30 protein-coding genes, 1 tRNA gene, 1 other RNA gene and 1 pseudogene are annotated in these 25791 nt (G+C 37.9%); 22 read left to right on the top strand and 11 right to left on the bottom strand.

Translation table 11 applies throughout. The annotated features are described in order from the left end of the window. The first annotated feature begins 1 nt into the window (after nt 1). From fni to KN1_RS02320, 10 genes are all read left to right on the top strand, one after another. Entirely contained in the window at nt 2-1105 is a 1104-nt protein-coding gene (gene fni / locus KN1_RS02365) for a type 2 isopentenyl-diphosphate Delta-isomerase (protein ID WP_221290482.1), read from the top strand. Further along, nucleotides 1102-2088: a geranylgeranyl diphosphate synthase gene (gene gds / locus KN1_RS02360; protein ID WP_221289243.1), complete on the top strand. Its 987-nt coding sequence runs from the start codon at nt 1102-1104 to the stop codon at nt 2086-2088. Before fni ends, gds begins: the two co-directional genes overlap by 4 nt. Then, entirely contained in the window at nt 2088-3101 is a 1014-nt protein-coding gene (locus tag KN1_RS02355; RefSeq protein WP_221289242.1) for an MraY family glycosyltransferase, read from the top strand. The genes gds and KN1_RS02355 overlap by 1 nt, the downstream gene beginning before the upstream one ends. 195 nt (nt 3102-3296) lie before the next feature. Next, nucleotides 3297-3395: transfer RNA gene (locus tag KN1_RS02350), tRNA-Ser, on the top strand. A 104-nt stretch (nt 3396-3499) separates the two neighbouring features. Next, a complete protein-coding gene (locus KN1_RS02345) occupies nt 3500-4585 on the top strand; it encodes a zinc-binding dehydrogenase (protein ID WP_221289241.1) in 1086 nt (361 codons plus the stop codon). Beyond that, on the top strand, nt 4582-5205 hold the full coding sequence (locus KN1_RS02340; RefSeq protein ID WP_221289240.1) for an HAD family hydrolase: 624 nt from the start codon (nt 4582-4584) through the stop codon (nt 5203-5205). The genes KN1_RS02345 and KN1_RS02340 overlap by 4 nt, the downstream gene beginning before the upstream one ends. Nucleotides 5206-5226: 21 nt before the next feature. Further along, nucleotides 5227-5534, top strand: an RNA gene (ffs, locus tag KN1_RS02335) — signal recognition particle sRNA. 285 nt (nt 5535-5819) lie between these two features. Beyond that, nucleotides 5820-7598, top strand: a complete 1779-nt coding sequence (locus KN1_RS02330; protein WP_221289239.1) for a cbb3-type cytochrome c oxidase subunit I — start codon at nt 5820-5822, stop codon at nt 7596-7598. 66 nt (nt 7599-7664) lie between these two features. Beyond that, the gene (locus tag KN1_RS02325) at nt 7665-8750 is read left to right on the top strand and encodes an oxidase (RefSeq protein WP_221289238.1); all 1086 of its coding nucleotides are present in this window, start codon (nt 7665-7667) and stop codon (nt 8748-8750) included. A 7-nt stretch (nt 8751-8757) separates the two neighbouring features. Further along, entirely contained in the window at nt 8758-8958 is a 201-nt protein-coding gene (locus KN1_RS02320; RefSeq protein WP_221289237.1) for a hypothetical protein, read from the top strand. Here the strand turns inward: KN1_RS02320 and KN1_RS02315 are convergent. Continuing rightward, the gene (locus tag KN1_RS02315) at nt 8930-9685 is read right to left on the bottom strand and encodes a TatD family hydrolase (RefSeq protein WP_221289236.1); all 756 of its coding nucleotides are present in this window, start codon (nt 9683-9685) and stop codon (nt 8930-8932) included. The two genes, KN1_RS02320 and KN1_RS02315, sit on opposite strands and share 29 nt — an antisense overlap. Nucleotides 9686-9748: 63 nt before the next feature. After that, nucleotides 9749-9913, bottom strand: coding sequence for an AbrB/MazE/SpoVT family DNA-binding domain-containing protein (locus tag KN1_RS02310; protein ID WP_221289235.1), 165 nt, complete (start codon nt 9911-9913; stop codon nt 9749-9751). Between the two features lie 253 nt (nt 9914-10166). Between KN1_RS02310 and lrs14 the strand changes: the two are divergent. Beyond that, nucleotides 10167-10541: pseudogene (lrs14, locus tag KN1_RS02305) on the top strand (Lrs14 family HTH-type transcriptional regulator); the annotation flags it as partial. A gap of 85 nt (nt 10542-10626) precedes the next feature. Here the strand turns inward: lrs14 and KN1_RS02300 are convergent. Genes KN1_RS02300 through KN1_RS02280 form a run of 5 tightly spaced genes read right to left on the bottom strand, consistent with a single transcriptional unit; the run spans nt 10627 to nt 14731 of the window. Further along, a complete protein-coding gene (locus KN1_RS02300) occupies nt 10627-11871 on the bottom strand; it encodes an amidohydrolase (RefSeq protein WP_221289233.1) in 1245 nt (414 codons plus the stop codon). Continuing rightward, entirely contained in the window at nt 11841-12512 is a 672-nt protein-coding gene (locus tag KN1_RS02295; RefSeq protein ID WP_221289232.1) for a diphthine--ammonia ligase, read from the bottom strand. Before KN1_RS02295 ends, KN1_RS02300 begins: the two co-directional genes overlap by 31 nt. Next, a complete protein-coding gene (locus tag KN1_RS02290) occupies nt 12509-12976 on the bottom strand; it encodes a hypothetical protein (RefSeq protein ID WP_221289231.1) in 468 nt (155 codons plus the stop codon). Before KN1_RS02290 ends, KN1_RS02295 begins: the two co-directional genes overlap by 4 nt. 23 nt (nt 12977-12999) lie before the next feature. After that, the gene (locus KN1_RS02285; RefSeq protein ID WP_221289230.1) at nt 13000-13599 is read right to left on the bottom strand and encodes a molybdenum cofactor guanylyltransferase; all 600 of its coding nucleotides are present in this window, start codon (nt 13597-13599) and stop codon (nt 13000-13002) included. Then, nucleotides 13571-14731: a molybdopterin molybdotransferase MoeA gene (locus tag KN1_RS02280; RefSeq protein WP_221289229.1), complete on the bottom strand. Its 1161-nt coding sequence runs from the start codon at nt 14729-14731 to the stop codon at nt 13571-13573. Before KN1_RS02280 ends, KN1_RS02285 begins: the two co-directional genes overlap by 29 nt. Before the next feature lie 39 nt (nt 14732-14770). Here KN1_RS02280 and mobB point away from each other — a divergent pair, with 39 nt between their 5' ends. From mobB to KN1_RS02265, 3 genes are read left to right on the top strand one after another with little or no spacing between them, the layout of a single operon-like run. Next, on the top strand, nt 14771-15277 hold the full coding sequence (gene mobB / locus KN1_RS02275; RefSeq protein WP_221289228.1) for a molybdopterin-guanine dinucleotide biosynthesis protein B: 507 nt from the start codon (nt 14771-14773) through the stop codon (nt 15275-15277). Then, nucleotides 15261-15971 carry a CBS domain-containing protein gene (locus KN1_RS02270; protein WP_221289227.1) on the top strand — a complete coding sequence of 237 codons (711 nt, stop codon included), beginning with the start codon at nt 15261-15263 and terminating at the stop codon, nt 15969-15971. The genes mobB and KN1_RS02270 overlap by 17 nt, the downstream gene beginning before the upstream one ends. Nucleotides 15972-15985: 14 nt before the next feature. Continuing rightward, nucleotides 15986-16687 carry a class I SAM-dependent methyltransferase gene (locus tag KN1_RS02265; protein WP_221289226.1) on the top strand — a complete coding sequence of 234 codons (702 nt, stop codon included), beginning with the start codon at nt 15986-15988 and terminating at the stop codon, nt 16685-16687. Here the strand turns inward: KN1_RS02265 and KN1_RS02260 are convergent. Next, nucleotides 16668-17078 (bottom strand): hypothetical protein, encoded by a 411-nt coding sequence (locus KN1_RS02260; RefSeq protein WP_221289225.1) that lies wholly within the window; start codon nt 17076-17078, stop codon nt 16668-16670. The two genes, KN1_RS02265 and KN1_RS02260, sit on opposite strands and share 20 nt — an antisense overlap. Continuing rightward, nucleotides 17051-17479, bottom strand: a complete 429-nt coding sequence (locus KN1_RS02255; protein WP_221289224.1) for a hypothetical protein — start codon at nt 17477-17479, stop codon at nt 17051-17053. Before KN1_RS02255 ends, KN1_RS02260 begins: the two co-directional genes overlap by 28 nt. Nucleotides 17480-17590: 111 nt before the next feature. On the opposite strand from KN1_RS02255, the gene KN1_RS02250 reads away from it, so the two are divergent. From KN1_RS02250 to KN1_RS02220, 7 genes are all read left to right on the top strand, one after another. After that, nucleotides 17591-17848 (top strand): hypothetical protein, encoded by a 258-nt coding sequence (locus tag KN1_RS02250; protein ID WP_221289223.1) that lies wholly within the window; start codon nt 17591-17593, stop codon nt 17846-17848. Continuing rightward, nucleotides 17848-18510: a metal-dependent transcriptional regulator gene (locus KN1_RS02245; protein WP_221289222.1), complete on the top strand. Its 663-nt coding sequence runs from the start codon at nt 17848-17850 to the stop codon at nt 18508-18510. The genes KN1_RS02250 and KN1_RS02245 overlap by 1 nt, the downstream gene beginning before the upstream one ends. Continuing rightward, entirely contained in the window at nt 18488-18832 is a 345-nt protein-coding gene (locus KN1_RS02240; protein ID WP_221289221.1) for a DUF2250 domain-containing protein, read from the top strand. The genes KN1_RS02245 and KN1_RS02240 overlap by 23 nt, the downstream gene beginning before the upstream one ends. 2 nt (nt 18833-18834) lie before the next feature. After that, the gene (locus KN1_RS02235; RefSeq protein WP_221289220.1) at nt 18835-20040 is read left to right on the top strand and encodes a DUF4147 domain-containing protein; all 1206 of its coding nucleotides are present in this window, start codon (nt 18835-18837) and stop codon (nt 20038-20040) included. 567 nt (nt 20041-20607) lie between these two features. After that, the gene (locus KN1_RS02230) at nt 20608-21807 is read left to right on the top strand and encodes an extracellular solute-binding protein (RefSeq protein WP_221289219.1); all 1200 of its coding nucleotides are present in this window, start codon (nt 20608-20610) and stop codon (nt 21805-21807) included. Further along, nucleotides 21782-22585 carry an ABC transporter permease gene (locus KN1_RS02225; protein WP_221289218.1) on the top strand — a complete coding sequence of 268 codons (804 nt, stop codon included), beginning with the start codon at nt 21782-21784 and terminating at the stop codon, nt 22583-22585. The genes KN1_RS02230 and KN1_RS02225 overlap by 26 nt, the downstream gene beginning before the upstream one ends. An 84-nt stretch (nt 22586-22669) precedes the next feature. Next, the gene (locus tag KN1_RS02220) at nt 22670-23005 is read left to right on the top strand and encodes a hypothetical protein (RefSeq protein WP_221289217.1); all 336 of its coding nucleotides are present in this window, start codon (nt 22670-22672) and stop codon (nt 23003-23005) included. Here KN1_RS02220 and tpiA read toward each other — a convergent pair. Next, nucleotides 23002-23691: a triose-phosphate isomerase gene (gene tpiA / locus KN1_RS02215; protein WP_221289216.1), complete on the bottom strand. Its 690-nt coding sequence runs from the start codon at nt 23689-23691 to the stop codon at nt 23002-23004. The genes KN1_RS02220 and tpiA overlap by 4 nt on opposite strands. Before the next feature lie 24 nt (nt 23692-23715). On the opposite strand from tpiA, the gene KN1_RS02210 reads away from it, so the two are divergent. Further along, nucleotides 23716-24225, top strand: coding sequence for a DUF429 domain-containing protein (locus KN1_RS02210; protein WP_221289215.1), 510 nt, complete (start codon nt 23716-23718; stop codon nt 24223-24225). On the opposite strand, the gene KN1_RS02205 is transcribed toward KN1_RS02210, so the two are convergent. Beyond that, on the bottom strand, nt 24217-25791 hold the full coding sequence (locus KN1_RS02205; RefSeq protein ID WP_221289214.1) for a cation:proton antiporter: 1575 nt from the start codon (nt 25789-25791) through the stop codon (nt 24217-24219). The genes KN1_RS02210 and KN1_RS02205 overlap by 9 nt on opposite strands.

Below are 25791 nucleotides of genomic sequence, written 5' to 3'. Positions count from 1 at the left end.
TATTTCCATAACTAATAGAAAAGTTGAACACGTTGAGATTTGCTTATATGATAACGTTGAGGCGTACACTTCTACTCTTCTAGAAAACATAAGGTTAGTCCATCAATCCCTTCCCGGGTTTTCTTTAGCCGACGTAGATACTTCGGTTGATTTTCTTGGGAAAAAGATGTCCGCACCAATAATAGTTACCGGGATGACGGGAGGTACACCGGAGCTAGGCAGGCTTAATCAGGTAATCGCTGAAGCCGTAGAGGAATTTGGATTAGGGATGGGAGTGGGGAGTCAGAGAATCGCTATAGAAAAACAAGAGACAAGAGAGACATTTTCAATTGCTAGAAAATCAGCACCTAATGCACCGATAATTGCCAACATAGGTGCACCACAACTTATGAAGGGTTATGGCGTTAAAGAGGTAATGGACGCGATAAATATGATAGAAGCTGATGCTATTGCAATACACCTTAACCCTGCACAAGAGGTGTTTCAACCTGAAGGTGAACCCGATTATTCAATGGATATTTTATATAAGTTAAAAGACATTTCAAGATCTCTGGATGTCCCAGTAATAATAAAAGAAACTGGCTCAGGGCTTTCCATGGAAGTAGTATCTCTCTTTTACTCTAATGGTTTTAAATATTTTGACGTTTCAGGGCAAGGAGGCACAAGTTGGATATCTGTAGAAATGTTCCGTGGAGAAAGGAAGAACAATTGGAAAACGGAAAGCGCTAAACTATTTTTAGATTGGGGTAATCCAACCGCTGCCTCGATAATCGAAGCGAGAATTAGCGCCACCGACGCGTTTATTATTGGAAGCGGTGGAATTAGAAACGGGCTCGATATAGCTAAGGCTATAGCATTAGGAGCTGATATAGGCGGTTTTGCGTTACCAGCGCTTAAGGCTGCCATAAGCGGGAAAGAGGCTTTGAGGGAATTTTTTAGGAAGACAATTTTTGAAATAAAGGCAGCTATGTTCCTAAGTGGGTCTAAATCGCTCAATGACCTAGCTAAAGCCCCCTTAGTTATAACTGGGACTTTAAGGGAATGGCTTGAATCAAGAGGGATAAGCTTATCTACTTTAGAGAGTGTAAGAAAGAGAAGAACATGATTGATGAATATTTTAATGGGATTATTAGAGACGTTAATAATGTAATAGCAGATTACATAAAAGGTGATATTAAACAATTATATGAGGCCTCTTATTATCTGTTTCAAGCTGGTGGAAAAAGATTAAGGCCTCTAATGTTAGTCTGCTCATCTGACTTGGTTGGCGGAGAGCGCAAGAGGGCCGTACTGGCTGGTGCATCCGTTGAAGTCCTTCACACTTTTACACTTATCCATGATGATATAATGGATGAGGATAACCTCAGGCGAGGTATGCCTACTGTCCACGTCAAGTACGGTATACCTATGGCTATTTTAGCTGGGGATTTATTACATGCTAAGGCTTTTCAAATACTCAACGATGCGTTAGAAGGATTAGAGTCCACACTAATTACTAAAGCAATCCGTATGTTTACTGACGCGATTCTTGTAATATCCGAGGGGCAAGCCCTAGATATGCAGTTTGAAGATAGGAAATCTGTCACTGAAAATGAATATTTGGATATGATCACGAGAAAGACTGCTAAGCTCTTTTCTACTTCGACAGGTTTAGGGGCGTTAATTGGCAAGGCTACGGACGAAGGTGTAAAGAAACTCGAAGAGTTCGGCCTCCTTTTAGGTATATCGTTCCAAATCGTCGATGATATTTTGGGCTTGACAGCGAACGAAGAAGAACTAGGTAAACCATTATACAGTGACATTAGAGAAGGTAAGAAGACAATATTAGTAGTCAAAGCTTTAGAGATAGCTACGGAAGATGAGAAGAAAATTATTCTCCAAAATTTAGGCAATAGGGGAGCCACTAAAGAAGAATTAAGGCAAACGGCGGATTTGATTAAAAAATATTCACTAGACTATGCTTACGAATTAGCAGATAAATATTACAAACTCGCCATAGACCGGTTAGAGTCTATTGAATGGAAGAATGAATTAGCGGGAAAGGCTTTAAAATATATAGCTGAATTTACCGTAAAAAGGAGAAAGTAATGAAATATGCCGATCCTCTTCTTTTTTCTATTATCCTATCAATAGTAGTGTCCTTTATAGTGACTTACCTCGCAACTAAATGGACTATAGTCGAAGCTAAGAAAAAAGGGTTTGTAGGCACTGATGTTAATAAGCTCGAGAAAAACCAAGTGCCGGTTCTTGGCGGAATAGGAATAGTAGCAGGATTTATTGCTGGTTCTTTTACCTACCTAGTGAGCGAAATAGATTTTGGGCGCACAATGTTTAATTCATTATTTATTGAGAGAACAGTAGTTTCTGTCTTATTATCTTCACTAATAATAGGGTTTTTAGGGTTACTGGATGATATATTTAACTTGAGGCAGTCAATTAGGGCTTTCTTACCTATTTTTGCTTCCGTCCCGTTAGCTATCTACAGCATAGGTCACTCTACTATCTCCATTCCATTTTTTGGTCTGGTAAACTTCGGGGTGTTTTTTTACATTATAATTCTTCCTGCAACGTTAACAATTACGTCGAATGCCTTTAATATGCTAGAAGGGTTGAACGGGCTAGGAGCTGGAATGGGTCTAATAATGGCTTCGGCCCTGGCCTTTATAGGGTTAAGATCGACTGGCCCGACTTTTCATGCGGGCGTGCTAGCTTTAATTTTAGTATTCGTTCTACTTGCCTTTTTACTTTTTAATATATACCCCGCCAAGGTATTTCCGGGTAATATAGGAACTTACTTCATAGGCTCGGTAATAGGTTCTATAGGAATAGCCGGTTTTATGTACACAGCCCTATTCTTTCTTTATATTCCGTACGTGATTGAATTTATTCTAAAAGCTAAAACAAAATTCAAAGGAGTCTCATTTGGAAAGGTATCTCCAGAAGGATATTTGTATTGGGACGGAAAGCCTAATTCACTCACCCACGTTATAATGAGAATAGGCAAGTTTAAGGAATATCAAATTGTAATAATTCTCTGGTCGCTAGAGTTGGTATTTGCTATAATGGCTGTGATCTTTCAAACGGTGATAATAAGAATTTAGTTTAATAATTTATTTAATTATTTAAAAATATAATATTAATAATATTATAATTATAATAACTTTTAAAATCTAAAAATCTATAAGTTTATAATAATTATGAGTTACGGACTAGAGAACCTATTTTTACTTAAGAACCTATTTTTACTTAAGATGCGAGCTAAACTCTTTTATACTTTAAGATAAATTATAAATATTGCCGGGGTCGCCTAGCATGGTAGGGCGGCGGCCTGCTAATTGATAAGCCGAGAGCCGCTGGGGTTATCCCCCGCGCGGGTTCAAGTCCCGCCCCCGGCGCTAATAGCCTGAGACGAGTTTTGTAATATGCAGTACTCCTTCTTAATAAATTAAGTTGGTAGACGGTTATCAAAGCTTTTTATTTACTTAAAGGAGATCATTTTATGCGTGCGGCTGTTCTCTTCAATTACAAAGAGCCGTTGACTATTCAAGATATTGATATAGATGAGCCTAAAGAAAATGAAGTCCTTGTCCAAGTTACAGCAACTGGTATGTGTCATTCAGACGTTAATGTATTTGTCGGTGCTACCCCAGTCCCTCCGCCAGTTGTTGCAGGGCATGAAATAACAGGAATAGTTAAAAAAGTAGGAAATGGAGTGACAAGGGTTAAAGAAGGAGATAAAGTGGTTTCGGCATTTATTCACCCCTGCGGGAAGTGTAGAAACTGTATATCAGGTCATGAGAATTTATGCGAGACTTTAGCCTCAGTTAGGTTAAAAGGCGTGATGTTTGATGGTACCACTAGGTTGAAGCTAAAGGACGGTAAAGATGTACACATATTCCTTGGCGGAGGATTTGCTGAGTATGCTATTGTTCATGAAAACGCTTTGACAGTAGTTCCTAAGGATGTCCCTCTCGAAAAAGTGGCACCTTTAGGCTGTGCGGGGATAACTGCCTATGGGGCAGTTAATAACGCTAAAATAGAGCCCGGAGAGACAGTAGCAGTAGTTGGTGTCGGAGGCGTTGGGTTATCGGTAATACAGCTCTTAAAAGCTAGCGGTGCAGGAAGAATTATCGCCTTAGGTACAAGAAAATGGAAGTTAGAAAAAGCAATGGAATTAGGTGCAACTGATGTGGTTAATACTAAAGAGTCTGATCCCGTGAAAGCTCTAAAAGAAATTACTGGAGGAGGACCTGATGTAGTAATTGAGGCGGCAGGTACCCAAGATACTATTCAGATGGCTGTTGACAGTGTAAGGATCGGCGGTAGAGTAGTCTTGGTAGGTTTACCGCCAGTTTCAGCACAGATACCTTTGAGGATAGCCTCGGTAGTGAGGGGAGGAATTACTATTATAGGAAATTACGGTGGGAGACCTAGAATTGATATGCCTAAATTATTAGAATTAGTTAAGTTAGGTAAGTACGACCCAAGTAAACTGGTAACTGGAAAGTTTAAGCTTGAAGAAATAAACGAAGCAGTAAAACTTTTAGAAGAAGGCGAGGCTATAAGGAGTTTAATCATACCATGATATCGGCTTTTATTTTCGATCTAGACGGTACTTTAGCTAATACTGCGTTAATCCATAAAGAAGCTTGGGAGATAGGTTTAAAAAGACTAGAAATTAAAAACGACGTTAAAATAGATTATCTTCTAGGTAGAAAGACTTCAGATATAGCTAAGTTACTCGGAGGTGAGAAATGGAAAGAACTGATGGAAATAAAGAACGAAGAATATTTGCGTCTTGTAGAGATTAAGGCGGAGCCCAATGAGTGTGCGAAAGAACTTGTATCTACCCTTATGAGTAAGGGGGTAAGAGTTGCTATAGTTACTTCTTCTAATGGGGTTTCGGCGAGAAAGGTTCTAGATAAAATAGGCGTAAAATATCATGTTTTAATCACCTCTGACGACGTAGTAAAGGGGAAACCTGACCCAGAAAGTATAGTAATTGCTTTAAACAAACTTAATGTAAAACCGATGGAATCAATAGGCATTGGTGATACTGAGATAGACGTTGAAGCGTATTATAGTGCCGGACTAAGGGGGATTTATTTACTTAGGTCTGGCGTCCCTTTTAACGAAGAAAAAGTTAGGGAGAGGAATGCTGTTATTATAAGCTCTTTATGTGAGCTGTTTGAGTTAATTTCTTAATCTATACGAAGTAATTAATTATGGTCGGGTAGGGTGGGGGGTCTAGCCAGCCCCTGTGACCCGCGTGGCTTAATGCGGGCACCAGTAACTCCCATACTATAATACCTATCACTCCCAGATCCTAGCCTAACGATGAGTACCGCCCGATGGGGCGAGATAGTTGCGGATCTTCCCTCTGGAGGGAGGGAAGATACCGCATTGGCCGGGGGAATCGGCCAGGCCCGGAAGGGAGCAACCGTGCCCGGCTATCCGCGTTCACCGGTCACCGGTATGAGAAGGGCTAGGGAAAATCTGGGGTGATAAGGGTTATGGTATGGGAGGGCCGACCGTCTTCATACTGAACAGGTTTTTATACTCTCCTTTTATTTTATAAAAGGCGTGTTAAATCCCTACTCTACAACGTTATTCTAAGTCAAGCTTTCTCTTGAAGCTAGTTTATAGTTCTATAACAGTGTTGTAATCGTCGTCGAAAGTTATAAAATTATTAATTATTAACTATAAAATATAAAATACTTTATTTTTTTAGATTAAACTCAGTTAATTAAAACTAACAGTGTTTTTACATAATCAATTTAAAAAAATTGGCCATTATAATATTAAATGAAGTGACGTATATGGGTCTAAGGGATCTTGTAGTTGCACTTTTCCAATTAGATAAAGACTGGACTACCAGAATCGTAATGGGAATGCTAGTGATGGGTGTGATATGGGGACTATTAGGTGTAATAGACTCCCTAATGGTTAGGATACAAGAAACTATGTGGACTACTTACGGGTTATTACCGCTAACACCACAAGAATATTATGCGAGCATAACCTTACACGCTGAAAGGGACTTATTTGGGTTTGCTCAACAGGTGATTTATGCGATTATAATATACTTTACTATTAAGTTACTTAACCTTCAGCCGAGGGCAAAATGGCTCTTGAATACCGCTTTCATAATGTTGAATATCTCTATGATGTTTATGGAGGGCCCTATCCTACTAGTAAATCAACAAGGTTTCGATAACTATTTCTCAGCTGGCTCGTGGTACTATTTATCTCCTATAGGTATACCGGGGTATTCATTATACGTAATGAGTCCCTTCTTCTTTATTGGATGGATCTTAAATGACGCATTTGTCTACACGGCAGGGATGTGGATAGTATACCATTACTATATAGCCTCAAGGCAGACTAAAGAGAAGTTACCAGTACCATTAGTGTTCTTTTTAATGATTATATTATTGTTCATGATAGGTTATTCTGGAGTTACTGTAGCTGATGTATGGGATATATTAGCGTTTGCAGGAATTACGGGGTTAAATGTCATTGCTAACCAGATAGCGTTCTGGATATTTGGACATGCCGTAGTGTATATGGCATGGTTGCCTGCAGTAGCTGCGATGTATTTATTGATACCTACATTAGCTAATAAGCCGTTATATAGCGATAGGATGGCTAGAATAGCGGCTGTGCTCTACCTGATATTCTCTAACAACATCCCTATTCATCACTTATATATGGTCAATTTACCTATCGACTTGAAAGTCTTACAAGAAATCCTAACTTACGCGGTAACTGTACCTACATTCATGACCTTCCTCAACTTATTTGCAACTGTAAAAGGCGCAGATGTAAAATGGAATATAATAACAGCCTTTACTGCTACAGGTTGGGCTGGTTCAATATTTGCAGGAGTTACTGGGATATCCAATGCTACGATTTCGGTTGATGCAATAATTCATAACACCGATTGGGTAGTAGGTCATTTCCATGCTATGATATTACTGGGAATAGTACCAGAAGCCATGGCCGTCCTATACTTTATGTTACCGATGATGACGGGCAGGTCTTGGTACTCCGTAAAGGCAGCATGGGTACATTTCTGGGGCTATTTAATAGGTTCTATCATGTTCATAATAGGGATAGAGATGGAGGGCTTGGACGGTATTGTAAGGAGGGCTGAAATAGTACCTAGAGTTCCGTATATTGTAGACGCTGTAAACTTAGCTACTGTCGGTGCTCTAATTGCCCAATTTGCTACTTTAGTGTGGTTCTTGAACTTAGTAATGACTTTAGTAAAAGGTAGGGTACTTAATGCAGAAGGCCTAGGGTTAGGCCAATTGATTAATACGGTTGCAATGCAACTAGATTGGTCTAACGCAGGGATAAGTTTAAAGAGCCTTGAAAATACAATAAATATGAGATTTATGAGAAAAGCATTATCGACCTGGTGGGGCTTAGCCTTATTCGGTGGTATATTGATCGTTGTAAGTGCTATTCCCCTTGTGCTCGTGGGCGATGCTTCCAAACCTACTAATCCATTAGAGTGGGCTTGGATTTCACTATTAACACTAGGTGTCATCTTGGCCGGCGTTAGCTCCTTAAAAGCGGCTAATACGGTTTAAAGTTAATAGTTACTTTTTTATTATATGAAGTTTATTTTAAAAGTTGTAAAAAATTGGGGTGATTAAATGGTTAGTAAAGAGCAGTACGAGTGGATTTGGACTGGATTTGCAATTGTACTTCTCGCAGTGGTCGTAGTAACCACCTTACCTCAAGTTTTCACTGTAGGTGGGGACGCTTCCGTTATAACTCATGATATTCCCACCAATGCTCCTCCATCGAATGTAATTCCCACTACCGTTAATGCGATGCAATATGTGTTTACTGTTAGCGAGCATGGAGGGGGAATAAACTCTGAATTAGTCCTCCCTAATGGTTCTACTCTTCCATTTTATTATAATCTGATGGTTGTTCATCCTGGACAATACCTCAATATGACTATGTATGCGGTAATAGGTAAAACAGCTACCGAAAACATGTATATACCGGTGTATAACGCTAAGTACGTAGTGGATACTCAAATTGTACCCGGCTTAACACAATACGCAGTATGGTATGCAGGTAATGTAAGCGGGTATCCGATAGCATGCGGTGCTTATGCGTTTTTAAGCGGGGAATATGATGGACCATGGTTCTCCTATCAAGTAGGTGAAATTTTAGTAATACCGCAGTCAGGATATATATCTCCATCTGCTATTCAAAGATATATTACTGCATCTAACACAGCCCATACTAGCGCATTAGTTGGTGACCCGTATAACCCGCCGATAATTGTTGAAAATTCACCTTCGCCAGTTCTAACAGTAGTGTCTGATAAGTATGCTGCGTTTAATGATAGTATACCTGGCCCAACTTTTGTGGTAAACGCTAACTCCACCGTGACTATGAATCTAATCATCCCGACTCCTTCGGGAGACCATAACTGGCTATACAATTATTCTACTACTGGTGTAGCTTCTCCAGATAAGGATCTATACGTCGATGTTTATGCAGTATGGTGGAACGGTACCATTACTCCTGCTGCTCAGCCTCAGGAGATCCAGTATAATACACCGATGACTTTTACGTTTAAGGCCAACGCACCCGCTTATCTATATGGTATAGTATATCCTGCGTTCTATAACTATGACTTAGACGGTATGTCTAATCTAGTGACCGGAGAGCAAATGGGATATGTAATGTCATTATGGGGAAGTGTTTTAGTAGAGGGGTGAAAGAAGAATGGTCAGTTTCTTTAAACTCTTAACTTTAGGATATGTATTAGCAATAGCAGGATTAGTATGGGAGATAACTGAGATAACTTTACACGCTGCTGCAGTAAACTATGTCCTTCCTTTCACGGTATCAGCGTTTATAGGGTTTATAGCTTTCTATCTCTTCGTATATTTTGCTCCTACTGAGGAAAAGGAATCCGGTCATTAGAAGCTAGAATTTTTTCTTTAAAGTTTTTAGTTATTTTTTCTATGACTTCATTTTCTTCGACATTCTTTAGTTCGCTTATCTTTTTTACGGTCAGGGCCACATTGCAAGGCTTGTTTCTGGTGTTTTTTTCTGGACCTAGAAACGGTGAGTCTGTCTCTGTCATTAAATAGTCCAACTCTACTTGTTTTACTACCTCTTGCCTGTACTTATCCCTAACTAGGACTGGGGGGAACGAAATTAGTCCTCCCAGATCTATTATTTTCTTAGCGTCTTTTACGCTACCTTCAAAAGCGTGTATAACAAACCGGACTTTGTAGGAAGGTAATGTTGATAATAGGTCTTTCATTCCCCCTCTTACATGTATTATTGCTGTCTTATTTTCTCTCTCCGCCTTTTGTAGAAATAGTTCTAGTACATTCAGCTGTTTTTTTCTAAGCTCTTCTTCTTTTATCCAATAATAATCTAACCCTATCTCACTAATTATCCTTGCCCGTTCAGTAAGTTCAAGGGATTTTAATATTTCTTGTTCTTTATCTTTAATAAACTCTGGGTGGAACCCTATAGCAGCTATTACATTTCTATATTTCCTTTCGAGTTCTAAGCTTCTCAAATTACTGTTTAAATCTACTCCAGCGTTTACTATAAGTATCTTGCATTCATTTACTACCACGTCTCTATCTTGATCAAATTCCTTCACATCTATATGTGCATGGGCATCAATATACATAGTGATAGGATATGAGAAACAGTTATAAAAATAAAAAATATAAAATAAAATTAGAAAATCTTTTTACTTCCAAGGTTCTTTTAACACTTGGATTTTTACTACATTTTCGTTTTCGTCAAATATTACTCTCACTAAGTCTCCTTCCTTTATTTGGAATTTTTGCCTTATCTTTGCAGGTATTGTAACTTGGTAGTTACGTGAAACTTTAACTATTTCTTCTACACTCATTTAATTTACCTCCGAATTATCATATTAGTGCACTCAATTTAAAACTTTACTATGATGAGGAAAAGTCAGATTTAAATAATATCATTAATATTACCACAAAAGAGAGTAGAATTAGTTTTGTATAATAACTCTATTTTGGTAAAGGCTGATATAATTTATGAATAGAAAGTATATCTGTCTTGTAATATGAGAAAAATTTTATTATGAATAAATATAAATACTTGTATGATAAGAATCATTATTTGTGATACAAATGTCTCAAACACATTTTTCTGGAGCTAGAGTAAGACTACCTTCAGGCAAAGATGCCGGTTTAGTGGATATCCTTTCCTTTTGTTACGGCCTTTCAGAAACAGATGTCCAAGTCCTAGTGGCCCTTGCTAAGGCCGACGCGAGAGGCACTGAAGATCTGGAAGTAGATCTAAAATTATCCAAAGCCTCAATAAACAGAAGCTTAAATAAACTTCTAGAAATGGGCTTAGTAATGCGGATAAAAGAGCCAGGGAATAAGGCGGGGAGGCCTAGATATTTATATAAGACCAGAGGATACAAAGAACTTAAGGAGAAGATATTAGAAGATATAAGAAATTGCGCAGAAAGTATGGCAAAGTTAGTAGATCAAGAATTTAGTTTTCCACAGCCTTCAGAACCTCTCCCAGCGGAGTCTTCCTCAGGAGAAACTTCATCAGCTGAGTCTTCCGAGTTAGTAGAATCTAAGTAATTAACCTCTCGAGGTCTTTTACCCTTTCTATTAACTGCTCCTCAATATCCCTTTTATTATGGATCACGCCGTCAACAATTACTTTCTCTACGTATCTCCCGTCAACAAAATAAACTAAGTGCGAATACATTCTATAATCAGCTAATGGGTATATTAAATTAGCATCAAGTAATACGATATCGGCCTTATACCCTTCTCTTATAACGCCTCCCTTTACTCCGATCAGTTTATATCCGTTTATAGTTGCACTCTGTAGCAAGTCTATTGCTTTAACGTCTACATTCCAGTACATCTGTCTCTGTAGTAGTACTCCGACTTTCATTTCTTTAAACAAATCTAATGTATTATTGCTAGCAGGACCGTCTGTACCTAGTGTAATATTTATCCCTTTTCTCGACATTTCTTTAAGAGGAAAACTCCCTCCAGTAGCCAGTTTCATATTTGAGCTGGGGCAGTAAGTTACCGTTGAACCGCTTTTCTGGATCATTTCTATCTCCCAACTCGCAACCCAACCCAGATGTACTAATTGTAGCCTCTTGTTTAACATCCCGAGGTGTGCTAAATACTGAACCGGAAACAGACCAGTCTTCTTTTTTATCGTAAAAAGTTCTTCCCTAGTCTCTGACATATGGACATGTATCCACGTATCTATCTCATCTGCCAGTTGTTTTGCCAGAACCAGTGTCCTCTCTGAAGTAGCGTATACGCTATGCATATTAACTATAGGAGTGAAATAGTTACTCTTCTTTAGTCCTCTTTGCTTTTTATCTATCTCATAAGGGTCAAATAGTTGGTCTAAAAAAGTATAGCCTCCGTAAGCCCTTATCTTGTATTTTTCGCTTAATTCTGCTACTTGTTCAGGGTTAAAATACATATCTACAAATGCTGTAGTTCCGTTAAGGAGCATTTCAAGAATTGCTATTTCACTTCCGATCCTCATTTGTTCTTTTGTTAGACTATTCTTCTCATAGTCCCAAATCTTATTCAACCATTCCTTTAGTTCGGCATCATCATAATATCCCCTAAGGACTACCATAGGCGAATGTGTGTGAGCATTTACTAGCCCTGGTATGGCAACAAACTTAGAACAGTCAATTTCCTCCCCTTCAACCTCTTTCCCTATATGCTTTATTTCTCCATTCTGTATTACGATGTTTAAATTCTTCCTTATCTCTCCGTCAGGGTTGACTATGTATTTGCAGTTTTTTAATGTATATGTGTTATGATAAACCTCCACTCATACTCACTTATCTTGTTTCTTATCCCTTCTACTTTTAATTCTCTTCTAAATAAAGGTGCATAGGTTACGAAAGTCTCAGCTTCTCCGCCTTCAAACGCGGGGTTAAAGCCGTATTTCTCTGACGCCCTAATTATTTTCTCTATGTCTTCTATTTCGACTGTTTTACCTACTAATTCGAAGGGAAAACCATAAGCTGAAGCGGAGGTTATAATAAACTTAAACCCATACCTTATGAGTTCTTTCATATATTCTCTTTGGTCTTTTCTCCATAACGGTGAGTAAGTCTTCAACTGGAGTTCCTCTGCTATAAGGTTAATATTAAGCCTTTGGTAATCTGAGAGGAGAGCCCCAGTGACTATTCCGTTAACCCCTTTGCTGGATTTAACTATCTTTAAAACTTGTTTTAGGTCCTCTAGTTCCTTATCTTTCTCTCCAGATGATGGGTACTGTATTAAATCTATCCCTAGGACTTCGGCTTGGTACTTAGTTAATTCCACATTAGGGACCTGAAACATCCAAGAGTAGTCTTTCTTAGGGAGTAGCGTGATAAGGCACTCTACTTCGAATCCCTTAAAGACCGACCAATGCAGGGCGTAAGTGCTATCCTTACCGCCGGAGAAAAGGACACATACTTTCATAGTTGGTAACAGTACACTATATGTTCTGTGGGTCCTAATATCCCGTTTGCGACTACTTTTCTAGTTTCAATTAGCTTTAGGTTCGGATATTGAAAATCGTTAGATGCTACCCTTAATCCTCTTCTACCGTTTTGAATTATCAGTGGTTCAAGTAATTCATTGGATCTTGTTGATAAATATGAGACAAGGATATTTGCCTTTGGGATTAAAATAGGTGCTAACGTTAGTAGATCTCCGCAAATTATTTCAAACTCCCTATTATTGTCCTTATAAGCTTCTCTACATAATTTCCTGTCTATCTCTACTCCTATTGCAATCTTTACTCTAAATTCTTCTTTGGCTATCTTCAATATTTTACCTATCCCAGCCCCTAGGTCTAGTACGATGTCATCTTCCCCGGCTTTTACACATTTTAACATTTCTCTTGCTACTTCATCGGGCGTAGGTACAAACGGAACTAGCATTAAACTAAATTCTGAAGAGAGGTTTATAAAGACGTTAATATTAATTTACTCTCAGTAGACGGTATTCTGTTTACGCTAAAATTTAAATCAAGCCATGAATTCACGTTCTTAACGGTTAATAGGTTAATTCCGTTTATCTTAAGCTCATACGTGCCGACCATGTAAATTTTCTTTCCAAGTTCTAAGAGGTCCATCATTCTTTTACAATTGTTAATATTCTCTCTCAGGAAATTTGTGTTATAACAAGCTAAAAGGGGTTGTGGTTTACCTACGTTTACAATAGTTATATCGTAGTCCCCTCTGTTACACAAGCTTTGAGCTAAATAGCTGGTAACAAATGGAAAATCACAGCCGGTTACAAAGACTTTGCCAGCGGATACATAGTTTAATCCGAGTTCAAGTCCCTTTACTGGACCTTTTCGTAGGTTGTCAATAACTTGAATACCATTCACTCTATTCCTAATTTTGCTAGTTACGATTATCGGTTCGTTAAATTCTTCACTTACCCTCTGCAAGAAGGTCTTTTTATTAAATTCATGTTCGCATTTGTCTTCTCCAAACCTTTTAGATTCCCCTCCTGCAAGTATGATAACGTCAAAATATAAGCTGTTGTAATTCGACAAGTTCTCCCCTTTTATATGTCTTATCTCTGGCTAGTATACCGAAAGCGTTAGCTTTAGCTAATTCACTATATAGTCCTGTTCCCCACCTCAACGGTCTCGCGTAAATCCCTTCGGTCCTAAATAGGAATACTGAGTCCATTTTATGTTTTACGTTTACTTCTTGATCTAATATGTAGGCAGAGAACTTTCTTATTTCTTTGCCTACCATTCTCGAAATAACGTGGAGTCCGTGCTCATGGAACACTGTGATTGCAGAGACTACTTGACCGGGTAAGTTGATAACTGGTATATCACCTATAACGCCCAGTCCTCCCCTTTTTATTATGTTTACGCTAACTCCTTCGAAGAGTAAAGTACCGATCTCCCTTATTACTTTTTTAGAATAATCTTTATCACCCATTGATGAACCCCCAATGAGTACGATATAATCACATTCTTCCGATAATTTTTTCACTGTTTCTGTGATTTCTTCCTTATTGTCTTTGATTACTCCGTAGTATTTTGCTTTGCCAAATTTACTTAAAATATTTAGTAAAATGGGAGATATGGAATCGGGGATTTTCCCTTCTTGGTAGTACGGTACTATTTCGTCTCCTGATGCAGCAACGCAACTTTTCATGTCTACTACGTTTATCTCTCTGATACCTTGTATCGTGAGAATTCCTAAATGATAAGGAGTTAGGATCTCTCCTTTCTCAATGATTTTACTCCCTTCGCTGATGTCTTCTCCTATAAACTTTATGTCTTTACCTTCGAATACGTCCTCTACAAACTTTACTTTTTCTCCAGTTACTTTACTGGCTTCAATTCTAGCTACAGCGTTTGCACCTTTGGGGATAGGAGAGCCTGTAGTCACGTAGTATGCTTCGCCTTCTTTTAACTCTGGGATATTCTCTGATGAGGGGTAAAGCGTGCCTGCAATTTTTAGTTCTCCATACTTCTTATAATCACTTACCTTGAAAGCAAATCCATCCATTGCAGACAAGTTAGTTTCGGGGATGTTTTTTACAGCGTAAATGTCTTCTCCTATTACTTTTCCAACTGCATCATAAATGCTCGTTTTCCTTTTTGATACTTTTCTAAAATCAGTATTATCTATGATCTTTCTCGCTTCGTCAAGGTGAACTAGCATGCATTTTAAAATATGATTGGTAAAAAATAAAAGTTAATTATGAATAAATGCATAATTCAAGTTATAGGTAGGAAAGATTCCGGTAAGACTTTAACAATAGAAAAAGCTGTAAGGAAATTAAAGCAGGTTGGGTTTAAGGTAGCCGTAATAAAGCATTCTCACCACGAGATCGATTTACAAGGTAAGGATACTTTCAGGTTCTGGAGCTCTGGTTCAGATTATGTGGTTTTCATGAACGGGAAGGGCGTGATTATGGGTAGGTTCAGTGTAGACGAATTGGTTAACTTACTTCCAACAGACGTTATCTTCATAGAGGGGTTTAAGGAATTTAAGTTAGGTGAGGTATTTGAGATTATTAAGCCTGAGGAAGCTGAATTTCTCTCGGAAAAAATCGTTGATTACGTAGAAAAAAACTGTAATAAAATAGACTTTACAATCATAGGGGACGGTAAGGTACTAGACGCGAATAATAAGTATGTTATAATGTTATATAATTTGATGCTTACCCTAAACTTGAGTGAGGTAAAGATTGATAGAAGGTCATGAAATAATCGGAATTACTGAAGACTCTTACATTACAGACGCGATATTTTTTATGGCTAGAAACAAAATTAGGCGTATAGCAGTATATAGGAATAGGGAAATAATTGGCCTCTTTACAATAGAAGAAGCATTGTATCACATTCTATACAACGAGACAGAAAATAGGTTAAAAGAGGCTAAATTAAAACCCGTTATTAAGTCTAGAGATAGTCTAGCTGAGATAATTAAGGACATGATTTATAACAAAATAGACGCGGTTTTCATAGAAAAGGACGGCAACACCAGAATTGTTACATATAGGGATGTAATCAGAGAAATTAATTGGGCTAATGCTGGCGATAGGGTTTCAAAAATATCCAGAGTTGCACTGGTCGTCTCTCCCTACGCCAGGATTAGGACTGCAGCAAGTATAATGGTAAATAATGGTGTCAGGCATGTACCGGTTTACGAGGGAGACCTTTATGGAATTATTTCAGCTAGGGATATTGTATACCGCTACCCTGAATTGGATTTAAACTGTGATGTTAATAAGGTCATGATCCCTGAAGTATACTCAGTATCAAGTGAAACTCCAATAGGGACTGTAGCTCAGGATATAATAAGGCTGAATATTGGTAGCGCTATTGTAAATAAAAATCAAATAGTTACTTTAAAGGATTTAATTGAATACGCCTTAAGAAATTTAATAAAGGAATAGGGCTATATCTACCTATGATAGATGTATTCAGATGTCCTATAGACGGTTCGAGATTTAAAGAAAAGTGGGTCTGTGAGAATGGCCACTCCTTTAGTGAAGATAACGGTATTATAGATTTTTTAAAAGATGAAAAGGTCGAGAGTGATGATATTCTTGAAAAAGTCGCGGGTTTCTATGAGCAGCTATGGGCACCTATTGGACTATTCCTCACCTCTGGTGGGAATACTTATTCGTCTATCATGAGACAGGCAGGAAATTACGTTTCGGGTAATATAGTGATTGATATAGGAACCGGGACTGGTAAGCTCTTCGATTACGCTAAATGTGAGATCTGTATTGGTTTGGACGTTTCCACAAAGTTTCTTCGCATATTAAAGAAGAAAAGGAACAACGTGATAGCTGTTAGAGGGAACGCTAATAAATTACCTTTTGAAAACGAGGTAGCCGATGGAGTATCAGCTATGTTTGTTTTACATATGATACCTTCAAAAGCGGTAGTATTAAATGAGATTTTTAGAGTCCTCAAGAGTAACGGAAAATTCGTCTCGACTATTCTGACTAACAATAATTCATTTAGCAGGTTTCTTGCAAGGTGGTGGAAGTTAGACCTATTCTCTGTGGATTATTATTTGAAATTATTTAGAGAAGTAGGGTTTGAAAAAATAGATTATCAGAAAATAGGTGCGTGGACTATTTTTAAATGTGCCAAGCCTTAAACAAACTCAGTGAGTACAAGAGGAAGCTTAGCCCATTTAATGCGTTCATGGCTATTAAGAATGGGCTGGTATATAAGAAGGAATATGCTAGTACGTAAAGCCCGAAGCTAAGGAGGAACAGAAATATAGCTATACTAGTGAACGAAGAGAACTCACCTGAACCGGTCATTAAAGAGAACAACTTTGTGCTGCCGGTTATAGAATAAAATAGCCTTTCAGCTCCGAATATTAATCCTAGAAAATAAAACGGATAAGGGTTCAATGTATATAAAATTTCAGCAAATGATACATGTACTTTTACGATTAATAAAATAGAAGTAACAAACATTAACGCACCTATGAGTAGGTTAAATCCTCTTTTTGTTAACCTGTTAATTGTTGGATTGGCCATGCTAATATCCCCATGGGTGTTTGACCCAATTCAATATCTAACAACTCACCTAAAAATATTCCCCCCAATACGCCTAGAACCAAACCTGCTATACCTGCAAACTGATAGCCAAGTAGAGCGCCGAGGCTCCCACCAGCGGCTTTACCTAAGTACTGCTCTTCTATTTTATAAATCTTAGCGAAATCATATCCTCCTACCTTTCCTTCTCTAGAAAGCATATAAGCTACATCCAGTATAGCCTCCTTTACTTCGTTTATGTCACTACTCCTATACAGTGCAGTGTACTCCTCTATCCCTTTATCCCTTTTGAAATAAACTGGGATAAACCCTGCCTTCGAAATGGTCTTTAAAGAATTTGTAAATTTACCATTACTATTAACTTTAAAAATTACTTTATACATAGATATAGTTCTCTCACAAGTAGTAAATATTTTTTTATTCACGTTTCAGTCATACGAAAATAAAACCTTAACCTTTAATTGTTGTTCTTTTACATTAAACATTGGATACTTATGGAGACAAGCGGAGAGAAGAAAAAATACTACGCGGTAACTGAAATCGAAACGGTAGAAATCCCAAGTAGGTATAGCAGCAGTAAGTACCATGAACACATTTCATCTGCAATTGACGAAGCTCTCAAAAAGACCGTAGATTACCTAAAATCTGAGGGATATGAAGGTAAGTTTAGTGCTAATGTTAACGTTTTCGTAAGGGAAGATAGGTCAATAAGATTAATACAGACAGTTAAGACAAAAATAATAGTGAAATAATGGAGAAAGGAGAATTATCTGAGCCTCTTGAAAATTACCTAAAGGAAATTTACGAACTCGAAGAAATGAAGGGATATGCAAGGGTTTCTGAATTAATAACTATATTCCAGATTTCGCCTGGTACAATCAGTAAAGCGCTTAATAGACTGGAAAAACTTGGCCTTATAACTAAGAAGGATAAGAAAATACATTTATCCGAAGAGGGTAAGAAAATCGCTGAGAGACTCATAAAGTCTCACAGACTCTCGGAAAGACTATTAACAGACATTTTAGGACTAGACTGGATAAGGGCCCACCAAATAGCTCATAGACTTGAACATGTATGGCCAGACGATGTGTTAGAAAAGTTGGACCTAGTTTTAAATCGCCCTAAGACTTGCCCTCACGGACACCCTATACCCGGAAGGGAAGCGGTTAAAGGTGAACCGTTATTAAGCACCCAAGTCGGAGAGGAAATTGAAGTTATAATGATAGTTAAGGAAGAGGAATGGATTTTAGCCAAGGCTAGCGAAATAGGGCTTTATCCAGGGAATAGATTTAGAGTTGTAGAAAAGAAGGACTCTGGCGATATCGTGATAGAAGATAAAAACGGTAAAAGGTTTGAAATACCTAAAGTCATAGCTGAACAGGTGTTGGTGGATGGAAGAGCTCACAGAACTTGAAAAGAAAGTATTAGTCCACATCTACAAGTACGGTCCTGATAACCCATGGTATATGGCTAGAAGGTTATTGGGAGAAGCAGGCTGGGCACCTAAGTATAATGAAGATGAAATAGAAAAAGCTTGCAGAAATTTAGAAGATAAAGGGTTATTACAGAGGTTCCAAGGAGCCCTTAAAAGGAGTGTAACCTCATCTGTCAAACCTTGGTTAAAAGTCAAAGCTAAAGAACTAGACCACAAACCCAAGGGTATTTACTACGACCTTACTAAAAAAGGCAAGAAGATAGCTTCAGAACTTTATAAAGATTATTTCAAAAATGATTGAGCATGCAATTAGGGGAAAAAGATAAGGTTATAAATGAGTTGCTTAAGTACTCCGATTCGTACAGTGCACTTAAAGATAAGGTAACAATTCGAGGGAACATAATATCTGTTAATAGTTCTGAATTTGTGTACAATAACCCGATCCTGATCTCAGTAGGGAAATCGTCAATCAAGATGGCTAAGTTCTTTTTAGAGCACACGCCTATAAAGAAAGGGATAATAATAACACCTGAGGCCAGCCACAATGAAAGATTTCCGTTGGACGTCTTCATATCTACACATCCTGAGATAAGTGAAAGGAGCTTAGAAGCTGGAAGAAAAGTTGTAGAACTTCTAACTAAAGAGGACTATGACCTAGTAATCTTTCTAATATCCGGTGGCGCGTCCGCTTTAATGGAATATTCTGATATACCATTAGACGTCCTAAAGGAGATAAATATGAAGCTAATAACATCAGGACTAGGTATCGATCAAATTAACACAATTAGAAAACACCTCTCTCTAATCAAAGGAGGTTGGATGTTGAAGTATTCTAAATCTCCTATTCTTACCTTTGTGATAAGTGATGTACCTGGAGGAGACCTCACTATGGTAGGTAGCGGTCCAACCTTAATAGACCAGACTACAAAAGAAGACGCAGAAAATGTTTTACGGTCAATAGGTCTAGGAGCCTATTCAGTTTACCTTAAAGAGACCCCTAAGACAAGTAAAGTAAAGAGTTATGTCTACAAAGTCCTTGATGTCGAAAGTGTCCTTATCAAGTTGAAAAATACCTTTCAACAAGCAGAGGTTTTGAGCAGTGAGATACGAGGAGACGCATATTCATTCGGGATTCAGTTGGCAGGTATTGCAAACACTTTATCTAGGCTTAGGGAAGGAAAAAAGATATTACTATTTGGTGGTGAACCGGATGTAAAGATAACAGGGAAACATGGTAAAGGCGGTAGGAACGGTGAAGTCTGTTTAGGCTTTCTGAAATATATAAAAACCGATGCTATACTGTATGCGTTTGCTACAGACGGAATTGATGGTAATAGTGATTATGCTGGATGTTATGTAAGTGACCAACTAAGGATAAACTCTTTGGAGATAGAGGAAGCTATAGAGACGCATTCTTCTTACGAGTTATTAGAAAGGTATGGCAGTGTAATAAAGACCGGTTACACTGGCAATAATGTTAATAACATATATTTACTAGAAATAAGTTAGGTCTATGAAAGTTCATACTCACAGTACTAGAGTAATTTTTCGTAGCTTGTAAGATACATAAATTTCTTATTCTTATTTTACATCTATACTCCATCAACAGCGTGGTTTGATATACTGAGTAAATCAAGCTAGTAGGACGAATAGTGAGGGGGTTATAACTTTGTTTAGATAGAGTGCTTAAAAGATATTTGGATTATTTACAGGTTGAATTATATTATTTCGAAAGAGAGTATTTCAATTTGCACTGGACACCTTAGCGGCCCTATTTAGGCATTTACGTAGAGTGGGATATGAGTATTGAGGCAAATATTCGGGTAACTTAATTATCACGATTTTTCGATAAATTCTAACCAAATAGATTTACAATCTTAGAGCAATATAAAGGAATTTAATTAGATTGACAATTTAGTATTATATTTAACTAGTTTTATATCTGTTTAGTATTAGTTTTAATTTAAAATCTTCCACTTTTAATCGATTTAAAAGAAGATTAATTATTTATCTAAGGTTATATTTATTTCTTTTCCCTAGTAATATTTTTAAGTAGAAATATCACTATTAAGTAATATGAACAAGCACACAAAAAAGTTTAAGGCTATATCTTCATATGTAATAATAGCGATAATAGTAATAGCAATAATAGCCATTGCAGGTGTTTTGTTGCTGTATCATCCATCTTCTACCACCCCTTCAACTACGACTACTACGATTACCACTACTTCTACCACCACTTCTATTTCTACTTCTACCACAACTGTTACAACTACTTCAACTATGACTACCTCGTCTGTAATACCTCCGCCATCCTCAAATACTGTGATCGTTTATGTAGCAGGTGCATACAAGGCAATATTTAACTATTTAGCTATGCAGTTCGAAAAGGAGTACGGTATTCAAGTCGATGTAGTCCCAGGTGGGTCTTTCGGGTTAGCCGCTGAAATAGCACACGGGACACCGGTGGATGATTTCGTACCGGTAGCTTATATCCAAGCTGTAGAACTTGAAGGCCCTAATAACCCCGGTTGGGCGATAGCGTTTATTTCAGACCAGATGTCACTAGTATATTCCAATTACACTACTATGAACCCGTACTGGGGACAACTTTACGGCAACTACACTATGGCAATGAAGACCAATGAGACTCAGTATTGGTATAATTTCTTCCAGCTATTGACCACTAAATTCTCCTTAGGCATATCGAACCCGAACAGTGACCCAGAAGGGCTATATGGTTACCTGATACTCAAAATGGCTGGGTACTTATATGCAAACCACTCTTTTGACTACTTTATCCACTTAGCTAATGTAAGCGGGGTAGTACATAGTGCACCGACGACAGCAGACTTCGTAGCACCTCTAAAGGCTGGAGAGTTGGACTTCGTGTTCTCGTATAAGTCTTATGCGATATCTCAGCATCTAGAGTATTTACAACTTCCTCCATGGTTGAGTTTCGGGTATTTCCCTAACGAGACTAGCTGGTATAGTTTCTTCTTCTATAAGATAAGTGTAAATGGACAGACCCTGAAGATCTATGGTAACCCCGTATACTTGTACATTACCATACCTAAGAACGCCCCTAACCAGCAATTAGCGATTAAATTCCTACAGTTTGTCGTACAGAATGTAAATGAGCTATCGATGTTTGGAGTAACTCCGATTACTCACCCGGTATTATTCTATGAGAACCAGTCCGATGTACCCCAGCAAGTCTTAAGTCTATTAAATGAGGGAGTACTAAAATATGGTGGCAACTTCACGGCTGTTTAAGGTATTGTCCTTTTTTCTTTCTATACTCCTTGCTATACCCATAATTTATTTGGTTATTTATGGGTACGGACCCTTTTACGTTAAGTCCGTTGCCTTCGGAAAACAACTTATTAGTTCTATCGAACTATCCTATCTCGCTTCGGCTGTTGCTGTGATCGTTATTGTTATAGTATTTACTCCTTTAGCATATTTTCTAGCCCGTTATAAAAACCCTTTAATCGAAAGTATAGTAGATATACCGGCCTCTATCCCTCACCCTCTCGTAGGGATCGCTTTAGTCTTCATTGATAGCCCTACAAATATAGTGGGCAAGTTCCTTACTTCTCACGGAATCAACTTTTACTACTCATACACCGGGCTATTTCTAGCCTTGATAATAGTCTCCGCACCTATCTATATACGTTCTATGCAGAGTTTCTTTGAGAGTTTACCCCTACATTATGAGCAGTACGCAATGGGGTTGGGGCACTCAGAACTTGGTGTCTTCTTTAAGATGGTTTTTCCGATGTCTATAGGGGGAATGGTATCTTCTGGGTTAACTTCTATGGCGAGGGCAATAAGCGAATTTGGTTCCATAGCTATTGTTGCACCGTTCGTCCAAGGATGGATCTTTAACGGTGACTGTGTAGCTTCAGTCTATATTTATAACGAATACCAGACTTACTTTAACGCTTCTATCACGGCATCAGCGACCCTTATCGTCTTTTCCTTAATACTCCTAGCCACGGCTAGGATATCACGGTATGTCCTAATTAGAAAAGGATATATTTATTATTGAAATTAGGAAAGAATCTGTGAGAATGAAGAACCCAACCTTACCTGAAACAGTGATGAAAGGGTTGTTCAACGGATGGTGATAAAGGTGATATGTAAAGAGATTGAATGCGTTGAAGGAGTAGTTAGGAGGATATTAGAACAAGAGGGCAAGTTTAACGTAGGTAATCTAAAAATTAAAGTTTCAGATTTACCCTATGACGAGATGTCGAAGTTAGACGGTAATTTAATAATAATAAATTCGGTGAGGTTTAGAAATTTCAGTAATGAAACAGGTGGGGACTCAAAATTAGTTTCGGCTTATTTGATCGTCCTCTCTCTTTACGCTATAGTAAAAGATAGGTTAGAACTAGAGAAAATTATCTCAAATAAACTAGGTATGGATTCAGTAGAATTTGAGGTATACAAGATCTTGTTTTCTTAGCTCCTTTTCTCTAAAGCTTTTAAGGCCTGGTTTATGAACTCGGCAACTACTCTCTCAGGCTCTTTGGCTCTCATTACTGCGCTTGCTACACCTATTCCGTCAGCACCAAGTTCCACAGCCTTATATACATCCTCTCCGCTTGTTATCCCTGCGCCTGCAACAAGGTATACTCCCGGTACCTTCTTTATTTCGTCTACAGCTTTCGTTATTACTTCTGGCTTAGCCTTTGATACTGCAACTCCACTTCCGATCAGCTCTGGTGGTTCAATAAGTATTGCATCGGGTTTGAGTATTCCCATCGAATAGACTAGTTCATATCTGTCCACACACACTACGCTTTCAAGTCCTATTTTTCTCATCCTTATTACGGCATCATGGATCTCATCTAACCTAATCCTCCTTTCGCTGTGGTTTAACAGCGAACCTTTACCCCCTGCGTCTTTAACCATTTCTGGTAATATAGACCCTGTTTTAGCTCCGTGCTCCAGACCATCTACATGCTGTGCATAGACAATTAGTTCTGTCTCTTTGCTCAGCTTGTATATCATTGTAGCAGGAACTGTAACTATTACTGGCACTCCATATTCTTTGCTTACTTTCTCTATTTTTCGAGATATTTCATAACCTCTTTCACCATAGGAGTTTTCATATGCCTTGTAGTTTATTAAAATAATAGGAGGTTTCATGACTTTAAATAAGAGGAATGAGTATTGAAACTTTGCGGGATTGATTTAGCAGTAAAGAGACCATCTACGGTGGGAGTGTTATTAGGTGACAAAATAGAAGTTTTTGAAGCTGGTGATGAAGGTATAGTTAAGCTTTGTGAGGACGCCGAAGTAGTCTCTATTGATTCTCCCTTATCTCATAGTAAAGGCTTTAGGGATGTTGATAAACAGATGATAAGGAATGGTTACCGTGTTTTACCGCCCAGTTGGATGAAAGGGTTGGTAGATAAGGCTTTAGCCTTGTCGTCAACATTAAGAGGTACTGTGATTGAGACCCACCCGACTTCGTCTCTAAAGAATATAGGATTAGACTGGCGTAAGTTCGGGGTTAAAAAAGACTTAATCGACGCTGTGGTGTGTAGCTTAGTCTCATTGTTTTATAAGAGGGGAGAAGCGATGGAGATAAAGGGTTCTGACGGTGCAATATATTTACTCCCTAAGAAGAGGATAGAGGTGATTAGGATAACCGACTCTGTTTATACTTTTCTAGAATAATTCGTCTAATTCCTCTAGTAATTTATAAATTTTACTGTAAAATAGTAATACTATTAATATGCTGATGCTCATTGATAACATTACTATTTCTAGTGGCGAATTTATTATAACCCGTGATAAAAGGATGCTATAGTCTATCATTATCAAGAGGAATAGTCCCCACATAAAGACTTGAGAGATTAATTTGAATTCTTTATTTTCGATTTTTCTTGTATAATAGAGTATAAAAAGCACCAGCAAGAAAGGCGTAAGGACTAGTAAAGATAAAGATAAAAGAGAAAGATATGGTGATAGAGTTACTAATAGATCGGCTAAATATATAGAGCTAAAGGTCAAAGTTATACTCATGATAGAAAATTTCAGGAATGTGGTGATGATTTCTGGCGATCTAAAAGTGACATGCCCTAAAGTCTTGACTATATTATCTATCCTATCCAGCTTAATACTCATGTAAATTTTACTTATTAGCCTTAATACAAGTTGATTTCTGGAAGTAAGTAAGCTTGCTATAGTAGACGAAACTGCTACTAAGACTGTTGAAACATCATAGACTATTGCGACCGGAAGTCCTAACTGCAATGCGGTAAGGGATATAACTATACCGAACTCGCTAAGGGAGGTCATGAACAACCCCGTACCGTACGCTCTCAGGAAGTCGACTCCTGAAAACCAGTACGCTGTACTAAAAGCTACAAACTTTGTCAAAACTAGTATTACAGAAATCAAGATATAAAAGAAAATGAATCCCGAGACCTTTAAGTAACTGCCTGCAATAAAAAAGAAGAAAATAAGTGTGAAATCCACTAGGGGCTTCATACCTCTGATTATCTTATCTGGGTCTGACGAAGCGTAAGAAGTCCCTATCCCTAATAAAAAGTTTGCTAGTGTAGACGGTAAATTGAGGACAGAACTTAACAAGTTAAATAAGAATACCGAGGCCACACTTGATAATATAACAGACTCTTCAGATTTTGTATAACGCAATGTAGGGTTTATTAGGACTTTAGACACGAGGTAACCGAGTGCTAGAGAGGAAAGTGAGGTGATTAAAAGGTTAAGGAGATTTACGCTACCGGATGTAATTACGCTTAATACTATAAAGGCCAGTGTATCTTCAAGGGATGATACTGATAATATTAACTTAAAGTCTTTTTCATTTAATTTTCCTTCTCCGAGCTTAAATGCTATAGAAGTGCTTGTATTAAACCCTATAACAGTAAGTAATAATGTTTGAATTAACGTTAGCCTTATTAGTACTCCTACCAAAGACACTATAGAAAATACGACCAAAAACTCTACGATAACTATGAAGACAGATTTCCTGAATAAGTTTTTAAGGTCTATAAGGTTTACAGAAACACCCATTTCAAAGGACAACAAGTTTACGGCTAGGAACGAGATAAATTGGAATTCCGGGCTGTTATAATTTAGCCCCAAGATCTCCCCTATTAGTCCAGCAACCATATATGCGAGAACAGGTGAAATCCTAAGCCTATTTAAGACGAGCCCAGCAAAAGTGGCTATAACTAACGTCAAGGTAAGCACTGTATTACTGCTCTGGATCAC

The sequence above is a fragment of the Stygiolobus caldivivus genome, assembly GCF_019704315.1.
Taxonomy (GTDB): domain Archaea; phylum Thermoproteota; class Thermoprotei_A; order Sulfolobales; family Sulfolobaceae; genus Stygiolobus; species Stygiolobus caldivivus.
The sequence above is the reverse complement of the archived record's forward strand: the minus strand, read 5'-3'. Positions and strand labels throughout refer to the sequence as shown.